At 42.7% G+C, this 19,508-nt stretch carries 17 protein-coding genes; 6 read left to right on the forward strand and 11 right to left on the reverse strand.

Annotated features, from left to right (window positions below; genetic code table 11):
• Positions 1–301, reverse strand: a 301-nt coding sequence (locus G4P69_RS28605) for a DUF1825 family protein (protein WP_208352845.1), incomplete at its 3' end; no start/stop codon positions are given.
• 219 nt (positions 302–520) lie between these two features.
• On the opposite strand from G4P69_RS28605, the gene G4P69_RS28610 reads away from it, so the two are divergent.
• The gene (locus tag G4P69_RS28610) at positions 521–895 is read left to right on the forward strand and encodes an NINE protein (RefSeq protein ID WP_208352848.1); all 375 of its coding nucleotides are present in this window, start codon (positions 521–523) and stop codon (positions 893–895) included.
• A 4-nt stretch (positions 896–899) separates the two neighbouring features.
• Entirely contained in the window at positions 900–1,433 is a 534-nt protein-coding gene (locus tag G4P69_RS28615) for a helix-hairpin-helix domain-containing protein (RefSeq protein ID WP_208352850.1), read from the forward strand.
• Here G4P69_RS28615 and lepB read toward each other — a convergent pair.
• The 6 genes from lepB to rimI all read right to left on the reverse strand — a co-directional run bounded on the left by lepB (position 1,430) and on the right by rimI (position 10,059).
• The gene (gene lepB, locus G4P69_RS28620) at positions 1,430–2,032 is read right to left on the reverse strand and encodes a signal peptidase I (protein ID WP_208352853.1); all 603 of its coding nucleotides are present in this window, start codon (positions 2,030–2,032) and stop codon (positions 1,430–1,432) included. The two genes, G4P69_RS28615 and lepB, sit on opposite strands and share 4 nt — an antisense overlap.
• Positions 2,033–2,075: 43 nt before the next feature.
• A complete protein-coding gene (locus G4P69_RS28625; RefSeq protein ID WP_208352855.1) occupies positions 2,076–2,996 on the reverse strand; it encodes a cyclase family protein in 921 nt (306 codons plus the stop codon).
• An 81-nt stretch (positions 2,997–3,077) separates the two neighbouring features.
• Positions 3,078–4,625 carry an ABC transporter substrate-binding protein gene (locus G4P69_RS28630; RefSeq protein ID WP_243902513.1) on the reverse strand — a complete coding sequence of 516 codons (1,548 nt, stop codon included), beginning with the start codon at positions 4,623–4,625 and terminating at the stop codon, positions 3,078–3,080.
• Positions 4,612–6,195, reverse strand: coding sequence for a serine/threonine-protein kinase (locus tag G4P69_RS28635; RefSeq protein ID WP_208352867.1), 1,584 nt, complete (start codon positions 6,193–6,195; stop codon positions 4,612–4,614). Before G4P69_RS28635 ends, G4P69_RS28630 begins: the two co-directional genes overlap by 14 nt.
• Positions 6,196–6,607: 412 nt before the next feature.
• The gene (locus tag G4P69_RS28640; protein WP_208343552.1) at positions 6,608–9,082 is read right to left on the reverse strand and encodes an ATP-dependent Clp protease ATP-binding subunit; all 2,475 of its coding nucleotides are present in this window, start codon (positions 9,080–9,082) and stop codon (positions 6,608–6,610) included.
• Between the two features lie 428 nt (positions 9,083–9,510).
• The gene (rimI, locus tag G4P69_RS28645) at positions 9,511–10,059 is read right to left on the reverse strand and encodes a ribosomal protein S18-alanine N-acetyltransferase (RefSeq protein WP_208343550.1); all 549 of its coding nucleotides are present in this window, start codon (positions 10,057–10,059) and stop codon (positions 9,511–9,513) included.
• Positions 10,060–10,363: 304 nt separating this feature from the next.
• Here rimI and lysA point away from each other — a divergent pair, with 304 nt between their 5' ends.
• The 3 genes from lysA to uppS all read left to right on the forward strand — a co-directional run bounded on the left by lysA (position 10,364) and on the right by uppS (position 13,671).
• Positions 10,364–11,818 carry a diaminopimelate decarboxylase gene (lysA, locus tag G4P69_RS28650; RefSeq protein WP_208343548.1) on the forward strand — a complete coding sequence of 485 codons (1,455 nt, stop codon included), beginning with the start codon at positions 10,364–10,366 and terminating at the stop codon, positions 11,816–11,818.
• 183 nt (positions 11,819–12,001) lie between these two features.
• A complete protein-coding gene (gene cdaA / locus G4P69_RS28655; protein WP_208343546.1) occupies positions 12,002–12,925 on the forward strand; it encodes a diadenylate cyclase CdaA in 924 nt (307 codons plus the stop codon).
• Positions 12,922–13,671, forward strand: coding sequence for a polyprenyl diphosphate synthase (gene uppS / locus G4P69_RS28660; RefSeq protein ID WP_208343544.1), 750 nt, complete (start codon positions 12,922–12,924; stop codon positions 13,669–13,671). Before cdaA ends, uppS begins: the two co-directional genes overlap by 4 nt.
• Positions 13,672–13,772: 101 nt before the next feature.
• Here uppS and G4P69_RS28665 read toward each other — a convergent pair whose 3' ends face one another.
• The 4 genes from G4P69_RS28665 to dnaK all read right to left on the reverse strand — a co-directional run bounded on the left by G4P69_RS28665 (position 13,773) and on the right by dnaK (position 18,137).
• The gene (locus tag G4P69_RS28665) at positions 13,773–14,045 is read right to left on the reverse strand and encodes a DUF3143 domain-containing protein (protein ID WP_208343542.1); all 273 of its coding nucleotides are present in this window, start codon (positions 14,043–14,045) and stop codon (positions 13,773–13,775) included.
• A 53-nt stretch (positions 14,046–14,098) separates the two neighbouring features.
• Positions 14,099–14,572, reverse strand: a complete 474-nt coding sequence (locus tag G4P69_RS28670) for a J domain-containing protein (RefSeq protein WP_208343540.1) — start codon at positions 14,570–14,572, stop codon at positions 14,099–14,101.
• 99 nt (positions 14,573–14,671) lie between these two features.
• Positions 14,672–15,667, reverse strand: a complete 996-nt coding sequence (locus G4P69_RS28675; RefSeq protein ID WP_208343538.1) for a DnaJ C-terminal domain-containing protein — start codon at positions 15,665–15,667, stop codon at positions 14,672–14,674.
• A gap of 328 nt (positions 15,668–15,995) precedes the next feature.
• Positions 15,996–18,137 (reverse strand): molecular chaperone DnaK, encoded by a 2,142-nt coding sequence (dnaK, locus tag G4P69_RS28680; RefSeq protein WP_208343535.1) that lies wholly within the window; start codon positions 18,135–18,137, stop codon positions 15,996–15,998.
• Between the two features lie 343 nt (positions 18,138–18,480).
• On the opposite strand from dnaK, the gene G4P69_RS28685 reads away from it, so the two are divergent.
• Positions 18,481–19,347, forward strand: a complete 867-nt coding sequence (locus tag G4P69_RS28685) for a M28 family peptidase (protein ID WP_208343525.1) — start codon at positions 18,481–18,483, stop codon at positions 19,345–19,347.
• Positions 19,348–19,508 lie beyond the last annotated feature (161 nt).

A 19,508-nucleotide genomic window follows, 5' to 3' on the forward strand; every position in this document is an offset into this window, starting at 1 on the left:
TTTTCATCCGTTGGAGGGTCAGATGCATTTGCTCAAACATTTGCTGTGGAGTAACTCCAAACTGATTCATCTGAGTTTTGAGTTGCTCCATAGTCATTTGTGCCATGAAGTCGTCTGATAGCTCAAACCGCTTCATAAAGATGCGATATCGCTCCATCATGGCTTCCATTTGCTCAATAAACAGCTTCTTGCCCTCTCGGTCAAATTTACCGTAGCTATTACCAAGCTTGATTAGTGCTTGATAATCTTCAAACAGCTGCTTCGCTTCTTGCTGAACTATCTCAGAGTCAAAGAATCCCATTTTATCTCTCTTAAACTGAGCCGTGCAACTCAGTAGCTCTCTTACTTTTGCCTCTGGCTTTATTTTAGTCTACGCAAATAATCTATGAAATATGTTTCGGTCTATAGTCTGGATTTTTACCAAGATTTCAACACTTGACAAAATTGAGATCATTGCCTAGGAGAAGTATCCTGTAAAGGAGTCCTAGAATATGGAGATATGGAATAGGCAATTAGAAGTATGTTTAATCAACGAAAAAGCCGAAGCATAGCCGCTATTTTAGCTCTTGCTGGCACGCTGACAATATCGGGATTACATAAATTTTATTTAGGACAACCACTTTGGGGTATTTTGTACGTGTTGCTTTCTTGGACTCCTATTCCTAAAGTAGCTAGTGCTATTGAGGGGGTTTGGTATTTAGCCCAAGATGAAGAAGCTTTTGATCGTAATTTTAATGTTGGGAAAAAAGCTGTCAGTTATTCACAAAACTCTGTGAATCAAGTTGAAGCGATCGCCACCTCATTACGTGAGTTAGATCGGCTCCGTGAAGATGGACTCATTACCGAGTATGAGTTTGAACAAAAGCGCCGTCATTTACTAGACCAAATTTCTTAACAAGATGAACAATTGGCTACCTTTTACCACTAAGTTGCAACAACTTCGCTCTAAGCTACTCAACGACCCCTACTACCGACTACAATCGGCAGAGGAAATTGCGATCGCAGCTGAATTAGGTATCCGTATTGATGTTAATCAAGCAACTGTAGATGATTGGCTGCGTTTACCAGGGTTATCAATTCACCAAGCGCGATCGCTCGTTGAACTACAAAGATCTGGGCTAAAATTTTACTGTATAGAAGATGTTGCTGCTGCCTTAAGTACTCCAGTACATAGACTAGAGCCGCTCAAACCGATTCTTAATTTTAGCTATTATAGCGATGAGTCTCTAGAACACCCCAGCTCTAAAGTGAACCCTAACACAGCAACAGTAGAAAGTTTGGCTGAAGTGCCATGTATTGATTTGTCTTTGGCACAAGCAGTGGTAGAAAATCGTTCATCATTTGGGCATTACCGTAACTTAGTTGATTTTCAGCGTCGGCTGAATTTACCTAGCGATGCGATCGCCCAATTGATGTATTATCTACGATTTTAGCTCTTTACAAAAGATATCCGACTGAGGGGCCAAAACCGAAACACTGCTCTACCGATAATATTTTTGCTTGGTAAAAACCCCCAGTAACGAGAATCGTTACTATCGTTGCGGTTGTCTCCCATCACAAAAAATTCATCTTTAGGGACTTTTACTGGTGGGAAGGGCTGCTCTGGTGGTTCGGCAATGTAGTCTTCTTGTAAGGGTTGACCGTTGATATAAACCTTACCATTCACAATGGTAATGATATCTCCAGGCTTACCAATAATTCGCTTAATGAAGGCTTGATCTTTAGAATATCCTCGGCTTTGTAGTTCTTCTGGGGGCTGAAAAACAACAATATCACCAAAGTTTGGTTGGTGAAAAAGGTAGGAAATTTTTTCCACTACCAATCGATCACCTATATGTAAAGTTGGCAACATTGAATCTGACGGGATGTAGCGAGGTTCCGCAACGAAAGTTCGGATTATGAGTGCTAAGCATAGGGCGATCGCAACCAAAGTAAAATTTTCCTGCAACCCGCGCCACACTCCCGTTGGCTTTGGCTTATCCGCAGGAGAGGAGCCAGCAGCTTCTTTAGCATCACTCTTTTGAGAAGTCATAGAAAATTAAAAGCCAGGTTAAGAATTGAAACAAATACTTTGATTATCGTACCCGCACACCGAGTTTTTCATCCCAGTGAAGAGGTTTATCTGCTTTTTGTAAAGGTGATTCTGGAATCTGATCCACCGAAACGCCGTATTTCCAATCTGGTGGACAAATCGCAATGTAACGAGCATATCCTCCCAAACCCCCTTTGAGTTTAGGATAGCCGATTGCCACTAGCGCGCCTTTCTCTGGTACTTGATCTAGATGAGCAACACCTTCTGCTTGTGTATATCCGTTCTTCAACAACCAAGCTTCCCCTTCTAGAGTAGGGGTGCTATCTGTATCGAGTGGTTCGTGTCCATGAAACAAAATCTTACGCTGTAGGTGAAGAAACTTAAGAGCCTCAAGCTTCACCCCAGGAAACTTAGTCCTTGTAGCTAGTTCAGGGTTAGGCCATTCTTTAGACCAGTCAGAGCGAACAAACACAACTGAACCTTCAGGGATTTTACCATGCTTTTTCTCCCAGTCCTGGATATCCTTAACAGTGAGATGATAATTGGGATCACGAGCAACTTTGTCTTGAATGGCAATAACGACTAGAGGACGAACAGCAAAGGTTGGAGGTAATTCATCAATAGAGGGATAGTCAGGATTCCAATGAGCAGGTGGATCTAACTGGGTTCCAAGTTGATCTGTAGACAAATCGTAATGTGTTGCTTCAAAGCCATCTTGTTTGTAAGAATACGGTTTTCCTGTCTTGGGGTTGATTGTGGGTGAAAATTTAGATGGACCAAAACCAGACCACACGGGAATTGTAGGGGTGATAGTATGAGTGAGGTCAACGTATTTGGCGCTTTTTAGTGACTGCTGGTAAACTTTCCACAAGGAAGGTTCTTGGCTAGGCTGTGCCGCGCTAATAGAAAGACAAATAATTAAGCTCAACACGGTTACTAAACACAACAGTCCGAGTTTTTTCATTCTTTTACAATAAAATCTGTTTGGCTTCCCTTAGTTTCCCATAATACTGGTATTTTTCTCGCCAAAGAAGATGCTATGCCATCAACGTATTGGCACAAAATCGTAAATAGTGCCAGGCTGTGTTGAGGGACGAACTTCTACTAGTTGAACCGAACCATAGCGATCGCCAAAAGACGAAAACCTAATTTTACTAGATGCACCAGTTGCAGAAAAGTCAGCGGCAGCAAGCGATTGTTGAACGCCCTCGCGAGTGGGGTTACGCTTAAGCGCTGCTATTAAAGCTTGGGCAGCATCATAAGATGTAGCGGTACGCCAATTTACTTTACCTTGCCAAAGCTGTTGAGAAGTACGGGAAAAGTTGGATTGAGGATCAGCGTCAATATGCCAGGGAACAGCCGCTACTAAACCAACTGCTGCTTCACCTCCATCTGTCAAAACTTTTGGTGAATAAAGATTATTCCCCCCTAATAGACTTAACCGTTTTTGGTTAGCTTGAATAACTAACAATGCTTTATCAAGCATACTGCTGTCAGATGCTAACATCATTACCTGTGCTCGTTTTGCTATTGCTTGTTCTACACTCTTACGAGCACTAAAGCTAGCATTAGACAAGTCAAACACTAAGTGTTCGTCAATTTTTCCCCCACTAGCTAATACCTCCTCAACAAACTTTGTCTTGAGAGACATACTGTATTTACTTTGTGAATTGTAAAAAACAGCTGCTTTTTGTTTTTGCAGTTTAGTCATCATATGTTTGACTAATGCTCTTGCAGTAATAGTATCACTGGGAACAGTATAAAAAATATATTGACTTGGATCTGTAATAGTACTGATAGGAGAAATTGCCGCCAGCTTTCCAGCATCATACTCTTGTCCTGCCGCCAATGTTGCATCGCTAGAAAAATGACCTATAACACCTAGCGCTTTAGAATTATTGACTAATTCCAAGGCAATGTTTTGCGCAGTTTTGGGGTCATCATCATCATTAGCAATCAAAACCTTAAGAGGAACTCCGTTAATACCTCCAGCTTGATTAACTTCGTTTTGAGCTTGAGCGACACCACGTAAAATTTCTAAAGCGCCGTTTGAATTATTCCCAATTGGTACCACCACCGCGATTGTAAATGGGTTTTGGCCGATAGTTCGAGCATTATTGAGATAGATTAATGTTTCTGGGGCGTTACGATATTTCTCAATTGCCGTTTGAAATTCAACAACAGCTTGTTTGTAATTACCTATTGCCATTTGCTCACTTCCTCTATTTTTTGCAGCTTGGAAATCTTGATTTTCCCCACCTGTTTCTTCGTGTTTTATCAAAATCTTATCTCCAAAGCTCAAGTGTTCATCTAGCATTCCTGTATTATTAGGGCTTTCCAGTGAAGGGAAAGTTGTTTCTGTCGATGAATTTAAAGCTTCTTCTGTTGGCGAAGGCAAAGTTATTGCTGTTGGTGAATTTGAAGCTGCTTGTGTTGGGGAAGGGGAAGTTATTTTTGTTGGTGAAGTCAAGGATTTTTCTGTCTGTGAAACAGAAAAGCTTATATTTTCAATGATTTTTACAGCAATAGCACAAATGACCATAACGCCGAAGGCAAGAGCTATTGGGGGAAAATGTGGACTAATTTTTTGCATCCTTATCTAGGAATAAAGAGATATGTTTAAAGGCTTCTTGATAAATATCAAATACGTCAAATATAATTATTAGAATAAATGCTAATGCTCCAGCAAAAATAGCGAGAAACAATATAACAAATAAACCGGGTTGTCCAGCTTGTAAAAGGCCCCCAGATGGAAGTTTTTGGGGGGAAAATAATGACGTAACAAGTGACGAAATTATAGCAATTGTGAAGAAGGAATATTTATCAAATGATGAGTTATTTTTTGCAAAGTAAGCAAATATTACACCTGCTATAGTAACTAACCAAAATGTAACACCAAGCCATACTGATCCTAAAAGACCTACTAGGAAAATAACTAGTAACCAACTCCCTGTGCCTACAATTGCTGCTTGACGCAGTGGTGTGATGTAGTTTAACAGTAAATTGTTCTTTGCGATTGCTGTTGGTGGTGACGAAGCTTTCCTTAGCTGCGGTTCAACAGATGGGATTGCTGTTGGTGGTGACGAAGCTTTCCTTAGCTGCGGTTCAACAGATGGGATTGCTGTTGGTGGTGACGAAGCTTTCCTTAGCTGCGGTTCAACAGATGGGATTGCTGTTGGTGGTGACGATACTTCACTTAGCTGTGGTTCACCAGATGGGATTGCTGTTGGTGGTGATGATACAACAGATGGAATTTCGGTTGGTTGTAGCGTAATGGACTGTTGTATTGACAGGGTTGCTACTGAGTTGCGTAAAACTGGAGCAATTTTTACAAGCAGTGGGTTAAGGGCTTCTAGTGCTTCTGTAGCAGATTGGAAACGGTCTTTAAAGTGATACCGCACCATTTTTTCCAAGATTATAGCTAGTTCATCACTAATTTGTGCCCAAGGTTGCCAGATTATTTCTCCTGTCTGAGAATCTTCCTGAAGCTGAGATGGATTTAAGCCTGTTACTGATTGAATACCAATAATGCCTAGAGCATAAATATCACTGTTAGGACGGGGATTTCCTCGTCCTTGTTCTGTTGGCATATAACCTGGAGTTCCAACAGGAATGGTAGCGTTAAGATTATGACTTGGCGACAATATTTGAGTACGGATTTGTTTGACGATGCCGAAGTCAATGAGTACAATTTTACTATCTTGCCGCCGTCGAATAAGATTATCGGGCTTAATATCGCGATGGATGACCCCGAAGCTGTGAACAAACTGCAAAATAGTTAAGACTTCTTGCAGCATCTGATAAACTTTATTTTCGGACCAGCGTTGACCTGGCCGAAACTCATGAGTAAGTGGATACCCATCAATCCAATCTTGAACTAAGTAAAACTCGTGTTTCTCTTCAAAGTAAGCTAAAAGTCTAGGAATCTGCTCGTGTTTACCAAGTTGTTCTAAGGTTTGTGCTTCAGTTAAGAAGAGACGTTTAGCATTTTCCAAAAATTGCGGAGCACTACTGGCTGGTGTTAGGTGTTTGACAACACATACCGGATTACCTGGTCGGCGTGTATCTTCGGCAAGATAAGTCTGACCAAATCCACCTGTTGCTAAGTTGCGAACTATTAAGTAACGATTATCTAGTAAATCGCCGAATCTGAGTGTATTCATAATTCTCCAGCTACGCAACGGACTACCTACTGTCGGTATCGAAAGTAAGATAAGGTAACTTGGTTGTGGGGGTCAAGACCTATGTTGCTCAGTATTGTATTAATTGCTATCCAGGATAGATTGTTTGGTAGGTGCGCCTAGTAAATAAGTAAGTGCTTGGAAAATACCAACAGTGGCGTCTAGCCTTGCTGTTTTTCACTCGATCACCAGCACCCATAGCAGATCTTGCACAACCGAAAATCTATTCTACCTTGAATGGGTAAATTATCTGAATCGGCTGGTAAATCTAATACCGATGGTAGAAATTTGGACAATTGTCATAAAAAAACAGTAGAGTAGGGGGCTACTCTACTGTTTTTTTCATAAATTTTTGTAGTGTTGGCTTACCGAACACTCACAATGTATGTAATATCTACTCAACGATAGGAGCAGGGGTTAATAATTCCCGGCGTTGTTCAGATCTCACAGTTACAGTACCACTTTCATCTACATCAACTACGGCGGTATCACCGTCTTTAATGCGACCTGACAGAATTTCTTCTGCAAGGCTATCTTCTAACAAGCGCATAATCGCCCGACGTAAGGGTCTTGCGCCGTAGCTGGGACTGTAACCTTCTTGGATAAGACGATCTTTGAAGCGATCGCTTACTTCCAAAGTAATACCTTTTTCGGTAAGGCGACCAAAGACTTCTTTGAGCATGATATCCGCGATTTGTGTCACTTCTTCCTTACTCAATTGACGGAAGACAATAATTTCATCCAGTCGGTTGAGAAACTCTGGACGGAAGTACTGCTTAAGTTCTTCGTTAACCAGGGATTTAATTCTGTTGTATTGGGACTCGCTAGCATCCTCAGCAAATTCAAAGCCGATTCCGCCGCCGCCTTTTTCAATCACCTTAGATCCGATATTAGAAGTTAAAATCAGCAAAGTGTTCTTAAAGTCTACAGTGCGACCTTTCGCATCTGTTAAGCGACCATCTTCTAAAATTTGCAGCAGCATGTTAAATACATCTGGGTGTGCTTTTTCAATTTCGTCGAAAAGCACAACAGTGTAAGGACGACGCCGCACGGCTTCGGTCAATTGACCACCTTCGTTATAACCAACATAACCTGGAGGCGAACCAATCAACTTGCTGACAGTATGGCGTTCCATGTATTCCGACATATCCAACCGGATCATCGCTTCTTCTGAGCCGAAGAAGTAAGAAGCCAAGGACTTGGCTAACTCAGTTTTACCTACACCAGTAGGACCAGAGAAAACAAAGCTAGCAATTGGTCGGTTGGGATTTTTCAAGCCGACACGCGCACGACGAATTGCCCGTGAAACTGCTCTGACGGCATCTTCTTGCCCAATTAAACGCTGGTGCAATGTGTCTTCCATGTGCAGCAGCTTTTCGGATTCGGATTCGGTCAGCTTGTTCACTGGTACACCAGTCCAAGAAGCGACAATGTGGGCAATGTCCTCTTCTGTGACTACAGGTTCTTCACCTTCAGCGCGAGTAGTATTAGACTTACTTTGGGCAATGGCGCGAATTTCTGCTTTGATCTCCATTTCGCGATCGCGCAGTTCTCCTGCTCTATCAAAGTCTTGAGAACGAACTGCATCGTCTTTTTCTTTTAAAATCTGGCGCAGTTCTTTGTCCAACTCCTTAGCTGCTGGTGGCAGTTGGGAGTTAATCAAACGTACCCGAGATCCAGCTTCGTCAATCAAGTCGATTGCCTTATCTGGGAGATAGCGATCGCTAATGTAGCGGTCTGACAATTTCGCCGCCGCTATCAAAGCTTCATCTGAGATTTTCAGCTTATGGTGCTGTTCGTAGCGGTCACGCAGACCGTACAATATCTCAATTGTCTCGTCTACCGACGGTTCACCTACCATTACTGGTTGGAAGCGTCGCTCTAGTGCTGCATCCCGTTCAATGTGTTTACGGTATTCATCTAGAGTTGTTGCCCCAATACACTGCAATTCTCCTCTTGCCAGTGCTGGCTTGAGGATATTTGCTGCATCGATTGCACCTTCTGCTGCACCCGCGCCGATTAAGGTATGTACTTCGTCTATTACAAGAATGACATTACCCGCCTGACGAATTTCGTCCATAATTTTCTTCAGGCGTTCTTCAAATTCACCCCGATACTTGGTTCCTGCTACCAGTAAACCAATATCCAGTGTTACCACGCGCTTATCTTCCAGGATATCGGGGATATCTTTGTTAGCAATCCGTGTCGCCAAACCTTCAGCGATCGCCGTTTTACCAACACCTGGCTCCCCAATCAAAACTGGGTTGTTCTTCGTTCTGCGACCCAAGATTTGGATCACACGTTCGATTTCTTTCGCGCGTCCCACCACTGGATCGAGCTTGCCGTCTGCTGCCATTTGGGTCAAGTTAGCACCAAATTCATCCAAAGTTGGGGTTTTATTCCCGCGTGGTTGACCACCGGCGCTCACCTCAGCGGTTTCTCCCAGCATTCGGATAACTTGGGTTCTGACCTTAGACAAATCTACACCAAGGTTTTCCAGCACTCTGGCTGCCACACCTTCCCCTTCTCGGATCAGGCCCAACAGCAGATGCTCGGTGCCAATGTAGTTATGCCCCAGTTGGCGTGCTTCTTCCAAGGATAGTTCCAGAACTCGTTTTGCCCGTGGCGTAAACGGAATTTCCACAGCAACAAAACCCGAACCCCGACCTATGATTTTTTCTACTTCAATCCGAGCGTCCTTGAGATTGACGCCCATAGATTTTAGTACCTTAGCCGCCACTCCGGTACCTTCACCAATTAATCCGAGGAGGATTTGTTCAGTACCTACGAAGTTATGACCCAGTCGGCGTGCTTCTTCCTGGGCTAGCATGATTACCTTAATGGCTTTTTCTGTGAAGCGTTCAAACATATGGCATTGATCCCATCACCTGCGTCGTGCCGGTACGCTGATTTTAGCACAGGCCAAAATTTCGTATGCCTGTATAAAGATATAGACATCCGAAAAAGAATCCTCCAAGTTTATTGGGGTAATTGCTAGATATTTATTACTTATATGCGGCCAGTGTACTGAGGAGGTTGAAATTTATAGCATTTCTTGGATCAATTCAGAGCCATAGACTGTAGAATTTTCCAGTTTTTGTGCGCTTCCAAATGTTGATATATATCACATATTTTTTGTATCGTCAAGAAGTGTTTGAACCTTCTTTTCAAAAAAATTTTTATAAATATAAGAAAAAATAAACAAATTATTATTTTGTATTTAAAATACAAATAACTTAAAAAAAAGTATAAATTTTTGATAAACTCAACCCCTCACTCCCCTGCCTTCCCTCATTCCTAGTACACCAACTCCCAAGAGGATTTGCGCAAGCGATCGCGCACAATAATATAGAAGCGCTCTAAAGTTTCCTCAAAATCCGCTTGCTGCAAATCGCCAAGCCAAAAAATTATTGCGTCTTCGTCATTATCTTTGTAGTAACGCCGTCGCCGCCCAGCAATTTTGAAGCCAAATTTTTGGTAGAGCGATATTGCTGCAAAATTAGAAGCGCGAACCTCAAGGGTGGCTCGCTCTAAACCGCGATCACAAGCAATTCTGAGCAAGGAATAAAGTACTGCCTGTCCAAAACCCTGATGCTGATATTGGGGATGAACTGCTAAGAGTGTAATGTGAGCTTCGTCCAAGATTGACCAAAAGCAGCCCATTCCAAGAACTTTTGAGGGGAAGACAGGGGAAAATAAGCCGATTAAATCGCTATTAGAGCTGTCCAACTCTCGTTGGTAGGCTTCAAGTGTCCATAAACCTCCAAAACAAGCTTTGTCTAGTTCAAGTACAGAATTTAGATTTTCTGGAGTAAGTGATTGAATTTCTAGTTGAAAAGCTTCCATGCGGTTGTTATCGTAACAGATTTTGCAGCATCCTTTACCCCCCTTCGGGGCGGGTGTGGAGTGCAGGGTCAGAAACTAGCCCCTTGGAGGAGGTCTCAAGCCGAGTGTAATTGTGGACGAAAAAATCTGAAGATACAGGTAGCTTGAAACCCCACCTATGATTGGGTGGCTTTATGTTTTCCCTACACCCTACACCCTACACCCCACCCCCCACACCCTGTGAAAAAAGCGCGTTATTAGGTAAACTGAGGATTGGCAGATTTAATCGTAGCCGTAATTTCAACAAGGAAAACTCTTTATAGATATGGTATCGACTCACCCTACTGGGGTTCAAAATTCTGGTAGTAAGTATTTACCTCAAACGGGTAACGAAAACACAAATTTTTCACCCAATCAGCAGCTTTTACCACTAACTGCCAAAATTAACAGTAACGATTGCCTCGAAATAGGCGGATGTGATGTCAAAACCCTAGTTCAGCAGTTTGGTTCACCATTATATATATTGGACGAAGAAACCCTAACAACAGCGTGTAAGCAGTACCAAGAGAGTGTCAAGCGTTATTACAAAGGCGAATCTCAGGTACTGTATGCCTCAAAAGCATGGAGTTGCTTAGCAGTTTGTAGCATTGTTAGCGCTGCTGGTTTAGGCGTTGATGTGGTATCTGGTGGGGAACTCCACACAGCTATAAGTGCGGGCGTGAGTCCGGATAAAATTTACTTTCACGGCAACAACAAATCTCGTGAAGAACTAACTTTAGCAATTGAGTGTCGTTGCACTATTGTAGTCGATAACTGGTATGAATTACAGACACTGGTGGAGATAGCACAGCAATCAACATTCTCCCCGTCTACCTCTGAGCCCATTCGGATCATGTTGCGCCTGACGCCGGGGATCGAGTGCCATACCCACGAATACATTCGCACAGGACATTTAGATAGTAAGTTTGGCTTTGATCCCAACGATCTAGATGAGTTGTTTACTTTTGTCAGCAAGCAATCTACTCTTAACTGTGTGGGTTTACATGCCCATATTGGTTCCCAAATTTTTGAACGCCAACCACATCGGGATTTAGCGACTGTTATGGTGCAGTGGCTGAGCAAAGCGACTACATACGGTCTAAAGGTGACTGAGTTAAATGTTGGTGGTGGATTAGGAATTAAATATACGGAATCGGATGATCCGCCTAGTATAGAGGAATGGGTAAAACCAATTTGTGAAGCAATTCAGGCAGCTTGTGCAGCAGAAAACTTGCCGTTACCAAAGTTACTATGTGAACCAGGGCGATCGCTAATTGGTACAGCTTGTATCACTGCTTACACTGTTGGTTCATCAAAAGTGGTTCCTGAAATTCGTACTTATGTGGCAGTTGATGGAGGAATGTCTGATAATCCGCGCCCAATCACTTATCAATCGGTTTATCGGGCAGTAGTAGCAAATAAAATGTCTGCTCCCCATACAGAAACTGTCACAATTGCTGGTAAGCACTGTGAATCAGGGGATATTGTAATAAAGAATGCTCTGGTTGCAAAAACTGAACCAGGAGATATTCTTGTAGTAATGGCAACTGGTGCTTATAATTACAGTATGGCATCGAACTATAATCGCTTGCCACGACCGGCAGCCGTTATAGTAGCAAATGGCGAAGCAAATTTAATTTTGCGACGTGAAACTTATCAGGACTTGATTCAACAAGATTGCCTACCAGAAAGACTAAAGAATAAAGAGGAGTCAGGAGACAGAATTCAGAAGTCAGAATAGACTAAACCATAAAGGGATGGTGTTTTAGGAAAAGTTAAAACTCCTGCCTCGTCCGCAAGGGATGAGGTTTTAACCAGTATTTATTCTGACTCCTGTCTCCTGACTTCTGAATTCTATTTGATAAAGAGTGAATAGTAAAAACTCATAACTGTTATTAAAGGCAGAAGGTTAAATCCAGATGTCATGGGAGATTGGTGGAAGCAATGGCTGACAGCCCTAGGATGGTCTCAGCCGTTGCTGGTTGAGACTCTGGATATTGTGTTAGTACTGGCGCTGACGTACATGATCCTTGTTATTATTAGCGAGCGCCGGACACTTTGGATGGTGCGGGGATTTATTATTTTGATGTTGGCGTCAGCATTAAGTGGTAGATTGCAGCTACAGCTGCTAAGCTTTGTACTGGAAAAGTTAGTGATCGGCTGTGCTGTAGCGATGGCGGTTGCTCTCCAATCAGATTTTCGTCGATTTTTGGAACAGTTAGGACGAGGAAAAATCCAACAGCTTTTTCAATCGTCCACTCGCGCTGTTCCAAAATCTGATAGTGTAATTGACGAAATTGTTGATGCGGTTAAAGAACTGTCGAAAAACAGGATTGGAGCGTTGCTAATTTTAGAAACCACAGGGCCAATTGATGAGCGAGATTTTTCTGTGCCAGGAGTTAGGCTGAATGCAGAAATCTCGAAGGAACTGATCCAAACAATTTTTCAGCCAAAAACTCTTTTGCATGACGGAGCAACGTTGATTCGTGGCTCGCGGATTGTGGCATCGGGTATAATTCTACCACTTTCGGGACGCACAGCCTCACGCCAGCTGGGGACACGCCACCGAGCGGCGATGGGAATTACTGAGCGGGTCGAAAATTGCATTTGTGTCGTTGTGTCAGAAGAAACTGGTTCAATTTCCCTTGCTGAAAGGGGAACTTTAAATAGACCACTGACAATCACGAAGTTAAAAGAGTCTTTAGAGGCTCTGTTTTCCCCAACCGTTGATCGGGAAGCTGTTGCTCCTGGTTTGTTAAGTTTGGGTCGCCAAATTCGTGGTAAGACACTAGCACTGGTTTCACGTTTACTCGGATTACCATCGACTGCTTCACGAGATAAGAAATGACAGCACAAAAAATTGAACTGCAAGATCTACCTACTGATTTAAAACCAGAACTACTGCCCAAGCACGTTGCGGTAATTTGTGATGGCAATCGTCGATGGGCTGAACTCCGAGGGTTACCCCGATTTATAGGTCATCAGCGGGGAACAGATGCTCTGAAAAATTTAGTGCGCTGCTGTGACGACTGGGGAATTAGTGCATTAACCGCTTATGCTTTCTCGACCGAAAACTGGGGAAGATCACACGAGGAAGTCGATTTTTTAATGACTTTGTTCCAGCGGGTTTTACGCCAGGAATTGCGGGAAATGATGGAGGAGAATGTTCAAATTAAGTTTGTCGGAAATTTAATGGCTTTACCAAGAGCCCTTCAAGAAGAAATTGCCTATTCAATGGAAAAAACTAGGAACAATCGTGGTATCCAGTTTACTGTTGCAACAAATTATGGCGGGAGACAGGAGATCTTACAAGCTTGTCGTGCGATCGCTGATAAAGTACAACAAGGCCTAATACAGCCGCACGAAATTGATGAGGCGATTTTTGAACGGCACCTCTACACCGCAGGAATTTGTAGTCCAGATTTGTTAATTCGTACCAGTGGCGAGATGCGGATCTCAAATTTCCTTCTGTGGCAAATCGCTTATGCAGAAATTTATATAACCGATACCTTATGGCCTGATTTTAACCGCCATGAGTTTCACCGCGCGTTGTATTCTTATCAACAGCGAGAGCGTAGGTTTGGAAAATTGTAACTTCAGGAGTCAGAATTCAGAATTCAGGAGTCAGGAGTAAAAATCACTTCCCCTCTGCCCCCTGCTTGTTTAAGCATAACTCTTCAACTGATCATGATATATTAGGGTCCTGAGAAAATAGCTCGTTCAATGTCTTGGCGGCTAAGAGCATACTTGAAGGAACGCTGAATATCTTGCCCATTTTCTCCAGCTTGAAGATATCGGACTATGATCAATTCAACATCTAAACATAGTTCAGCTTGCCAAGTAGGTCGTTGTACATGCCAACAGTGCAGCTGTTTTTCATCTTGTTGACAACCTTGATCTCTGAGCCACTTCTCGATTTGAGGAAGAGGATGGCTATATAAGGGAGTATCAGAGGGAAGAATAGACATATTGACTTTTATTGGTTGTATTAATTAAGTATAGGCAAGGCTTTCTGCTTTACCTATTGTAAATTCATAAGATGTTCAATCACTAGCATTTGAACAGCAGCATGCCCACGAGTTAACCCAATAGCGATCACTATAAGCACACAAGTTAAAAACGTTATCCCGAGAATAAATAGAGCAAAGATTTCTACTCGTGACAAAGGACGATCAGTTGCATCTAGATAAGCTGATTTAGACTGGTTATATGAAGAGGAAGCAGGATTATTTAAATCGGGGGGTACTTGAATAACTCTAATGCGCGAATACCCGATTTTTAAATCATAACTAAATCGTCGTTCTGAGTTACTAAGAGTTGCGTAAGCTTCGTTAAGCTGCTGAAATTTGGCGATCGCCACAGCAGCAGGCAAGTCTGTTGTATCAGGATGATAGCGCTTGCTCAGTTCCCGATAGGCACGACGGATCTCGATTGCTGATGCTGAGGGGTGCAATCCTAGTAGCGAGTAATAGGTGGGTTCGTTGCTTTGTGGCATTGACCCATGTTGATTCACGGCTGTTTTCGTCACCTAGCTATTAGTTTCTAATATTGTGACATACTCTCGACCTACTCGTGACGGAGAATCAAAATAGTTTTAACTTACTAAATCAGCTCGCGGTTTAAAGGTTTCTATTTCTCGTAACTTTTCATAGAGTTCCCGTTCTTGTGGACTAATTTCCTTGGGGGGCACTATTTGGATTTCTACCAATTGATCACCTCGCTTACCGTTGTCGGCGGGGTAGCCTTTATTAGAAAGACGGAATCTTTGCCCAGATTTTACTCCTGGTGGGATGGTCATTTTTACCGGTCCGTCTAAGGTAGGTGCTTCTATTTGTCCTCCTAATACTGCTTCTGCGGGTGTAACTGGAACTTGACACAGTATGTTTGTTCCTTCTAGTTTAAATAGTGAATGAGTGAGAACTGTAATTTTTAAGTATAAATCGCCACCATTAATTCCTTGTTTCTGTAAGCGGATGGTTTGACCTGTCACCATACCAATTGGCATATTGACTTCAAGCGATCGCCCATCTTCAAGACGAATCCGTTCCACTCCACCTTTATAAGCTTTTTCCAGTGGTAAAGTTAATCGTGCTTCTATATCTCGACGAGTGTTGCGAGGATTGACAGTGTATTCCACTTTTGTTCTAGGCGAACGAAACGGATCGCTGTTAACACCATCAGAGGAACCATTTTTACTTTCTCTGCGACCACCGACACCTACAACTTGATTAATAAAGCTTTCAAAATCAGGATAATCACCAGGGTTTACTTCTTCCTTGACATCACGGCTTTTAGCTCGGTTATTCCACCAAGTGTTATCACGCGGTCTTGATTTGCCGACAGGAAAACCTTTTTGCTTCCAGAAGCGGCTAAACTGGTCGTACTGTGTTCGCTTAGTTGAATCGGAGAGGACTTCATAAGCTTCTCCAATATCCTTAAATTTTTCTTCTGCTGCTTTATTTCCAGGATTGAGGTCTGGGTGATATTGTCGTGCTAATCGCCGATAATTCTTTTTAATTTCTTCATTGGAAGCATCTTTTGGGACTTCCAAAATTTCATAATAATCTCGAAAATTCTGCAAGTTCGGCATAGTCAGTTTCTTAATTTTAGATTTTAGATTTTAGATTATTGGGAAGAGGTAAGTGCCATCAGTAGCTACTTCCTCTCCAGATTAATCTAAAAGCATACCAGTCGCTTTAAGTTAGTAGAGAGCACGGAGCAGGGAGCCATGAACAGGGAAACCTACAATTTTAACTGTAGGATTGAAAACTTAGACGCAGTATATCTTGCACCATACGAGTCTAGAAATACATTTCTTTTAAAGTGGGCTTGTATCCCACAACCGAAGTTTTTTATTTCCAACTTTATTCCTTGCTCCCTACTCTCTTTTTTGTCACTCCAAAATCCAAAATTGTTAGTTACAACCAATCATCATCATCCTCATCCCAATTATCCTGGTAGCTAGGACGAGATTTGCGGCGTGGATAACCACTGTCATTAGAGTAGGAACGGTTTTCCTTCCCGTAGTTTTTACTACCGTAGTCCCTATTTTGGTTATAGTCCCTATCTCTGTTATAGTAATCACGTTCACGATACGTATCCCTCATAGGTTCGCGGTCAACGCTAGTTTCGTCGAAGAAGCTACGTGAACGCCGCTGCGCTTCGCTATCTCGTTCCCGTTCTTTACTATCGCCAGTAAAGATGTCACGGATAGTACCAAACAAATCATCGTCTTCCTCGTCAGTATAATACTCACGGATTTCCCGGTTTAGATCAGACAACGCGTCTTGCAAATCCGCGTAAGCTTGGTCTATACCACGGTCATCGTCTTCCTTTAAACTCTCGCGCAGTTCCCGACAAATATTATCAATCCGATAACGACGACTACGTGCAAACTGCATGCCTAAATCCAGGGCTACTTCCCTAAGCTGTCGTTCTGCTTGCAGAATTAAGGCTTCAGAACGAGTTCGCTTTTCTACTCGTTCTTTACGCTCTCGATCTACCTCAGCATATTTCTGGGCGTCTTGAATCATCCGTTTAATTTCCGCTTCATTTAGGGTAGAAGCACCTTGAATAGTAATACTTTGTTCTCGACCTGTTGTTCTATCCAAAGCTGTTACCTGTAAAATCCCGTTTGCATCAATATCAAATGAGACTTGGATCTGCGGAATGCCTCGTGGTGCTGGTGGGATACCATACAACTTAAATCGCCCCAGCGATTTGTTGTCTGTTGCCATTTCTCTTTCGCCCTGAACTACATGGACTTCCACAGTGTTTTGGTTATTTTCCGATGTAGAAAAAATATCAGAGCGACGTACTGGGATAGTGGTATTGCGAGGAATGAGTTTTTTGGTTACACCGCTAATTGTTTCTAACCCCAGAGATAAAGGCGTGACATCTAACAGCAGTACATCTTTCAGTTCTCCTGCGAGAATACCTGCCTGAATTGCTGCACCAACTGCCACAACTTCATCTGGATTGACATTTTGGTTAGGTTGCTGACCAATCATTGCCCGTACAAGCTGCTGTACCATAGGCATACGGGTAGCACCTCCCACCAACACAACCTCATCAATATCTGTGGGTGTTACTTCAGCGTCTTTCAGTGCCCGTTTTACAGGCTGGCGCAATCGCCCTAACAAATCATCACACAAACCCTCAAACTCGGAACGTGTTAAGCGAGTTTCTAAATGCTTAGGACCTTCTTGATCGGCTGTGATGAAGGGTAAATTTATATCGGTGACACTAACCGAGGAAAGCTCAATTTTAGCTTTTTCCGCAGCTTCTATTAATCGCTGTAAAGCTTGTGGCTCACGTCTAAGGTCTATCCCTTCGGCTTCGAGAAATTTTTCTGCTAGCCAATCGACAATTTTTTTATCAAAATCGTTACCACCTAATTGCGTATTACCACTAGTGGATCTCACCTCAAATACGCCATCACCAACGTCTAGAATTGACACATCAAATGTGCCACCGCCTAGATCAAATACCAAAACAGTTTCGCTGTCTTTGCGATCTAATCCATAAGCCAAAGCTGCTGCGGTAGGTTCATTGAGAATCCGCAGTACCTCTAAACCTGCTATTCTACCAGCGTCTCGTGTTGCTTGACGCTGAGAATCATTAAAGTAGGCAGGAACAGTGATGACAGCTCCTGTTACAGGCTGACCTAAGTAAGTACTAGCATCGTCTGCCAATTTCTTAAGGATCATTGCCGAAATTTCTTCTGGAGCGAATTCCTTATCCAGACGAGGACAAGCAATTTTAATACCACCTACTTCATTTTTGCGGATGGTGTATGGTACTCGCTTTGATTCTGGATTAAGTTCGGCGTACCTACGCCCCATAAAGCGTTTCACAGCGAAGAAAGTATTTTGTGGGTTGAGGACGGTTTGTCTCCGCGCCATTTGCCCGACGACTCTTTCACCTTCTTTGCTGAAACCAACGACTGAGGGAGTGGTTCGCATTCCTTCTGCATTGGCAATCACTACCGGCTTGCCACCCTCCATGACGGCAACCACTGAGTTGGTTGTACCCAAGTCAATGCCGACTACCTTGCCCATGCGTTGCTGTTCTCCTAGTGCGTCTTATAAATTTATTATGCTTGGGAGCAATTGCTTTTAGCTGGATGCTAAAGAATGAAAACTTATGTATAATTATCATCGAATAAAGCAAGAACTAGACTACGCCCGCACAATACCGTGTTATGAGGATTTGTTAAAGGTTAATTTAGTTAGCTTCCTCTTAAAAAAAAGTGACTGCTTGAATTCGTGCAATTGAAGCTAGTCGCAACACTAGGATAACACTGACTAAGATTGGTCTGCCTAAGAAGTTGAGTCACTATGTGTTTCGGTTAGTTTTCTTGTTTTGGGTTCTCCAGGTATTTAAGTTAATTTTTTTATAAATTTGAATTTAAAACACCGATTAGAAAATCACCTAACTCAGATAGCCCGCGAGCGCGATCCTTATCTAGCTTCGGCTGGACACTTTTTTGTCCAAGAATATATTCACCAAGAATTCGCACAATCGGGAAGTGTGGAAATCCACACCTTTCATGTCAAGGGCAAGGCGTTTAATAACATCATTCTAAATTTACCTCCAGATTCCTCCTCGACTCACAACAAAAAGAGGGATTTGCCACCCATTTTAATTGGTGCTCATTATGATGCCGTACCTGGAACACCAGGTGCTGATGATAATGCCACAGGAGTGGCAGTGCTGCTGGAATTAGCAAGAGTGTTTGCTGCAAAACCGATGAGATATCCTGTGCGGCTAGTTGCTTTTGATATGGAGGAATACGGTTTAATTGGTCCTTCTGGTGCTTCTGAGTATGCAGCTAAGTTACGAGAGCAACAGCAGCCTTTACGCTTAATGATTTCTCTAGAAATGCTTGGTTATTGGGATAATACTCCCGGCTCACAACGCTATCCAGCCTTTCTTGGACGCTTTTACCCTAACAGTGGCAATTTTATTGCTTTGCTGGGCAATCTACGAACAATTCCTGATTTGATTCATTTAAGTCGAAACATCCGCCAATCTGGAATAGCAAGTGAGTGGCTACCTGTGCCGAATAAAGGTTTAATACTCCCACAAACAAGGCTCAGCGATCATGCTCACTTCTGGGATCAAGGTTATCCAGCAATGATGATAACGGATACAGCATTCTTACGAAATCCTCACTACCACAAACCCTGCGACACCATTGCTACCTTAAACTTCGATTTTCTCACAGGGGTTTGTCAAGGTCTGGAAATAGGTCTTCGCAAGATGTAAATGGGCATGGGGCAATGGGCATAGGGCATGGGGTATAGGGAGGGACTAGGGTAATGGGTAAGAAGAAGGAAGAAAACGTAAATCAAATGCAGTATTGACTTCCTTTCTGGTCAAGATTTACTAATTTAATTCTTTTGCTGGGCACTCTTGCCCATTGCCCC

The organism is Aetokthonos hydrillicola CCALA 1050, assembly GCF_017591665.1.
Lineage (GTDB): Bacteria > Cyanobacteriota > Cyanobacteriia > Cyanobacteriales > Nostocaceae > Aetokthonos > Aetokthonos hydrillicola.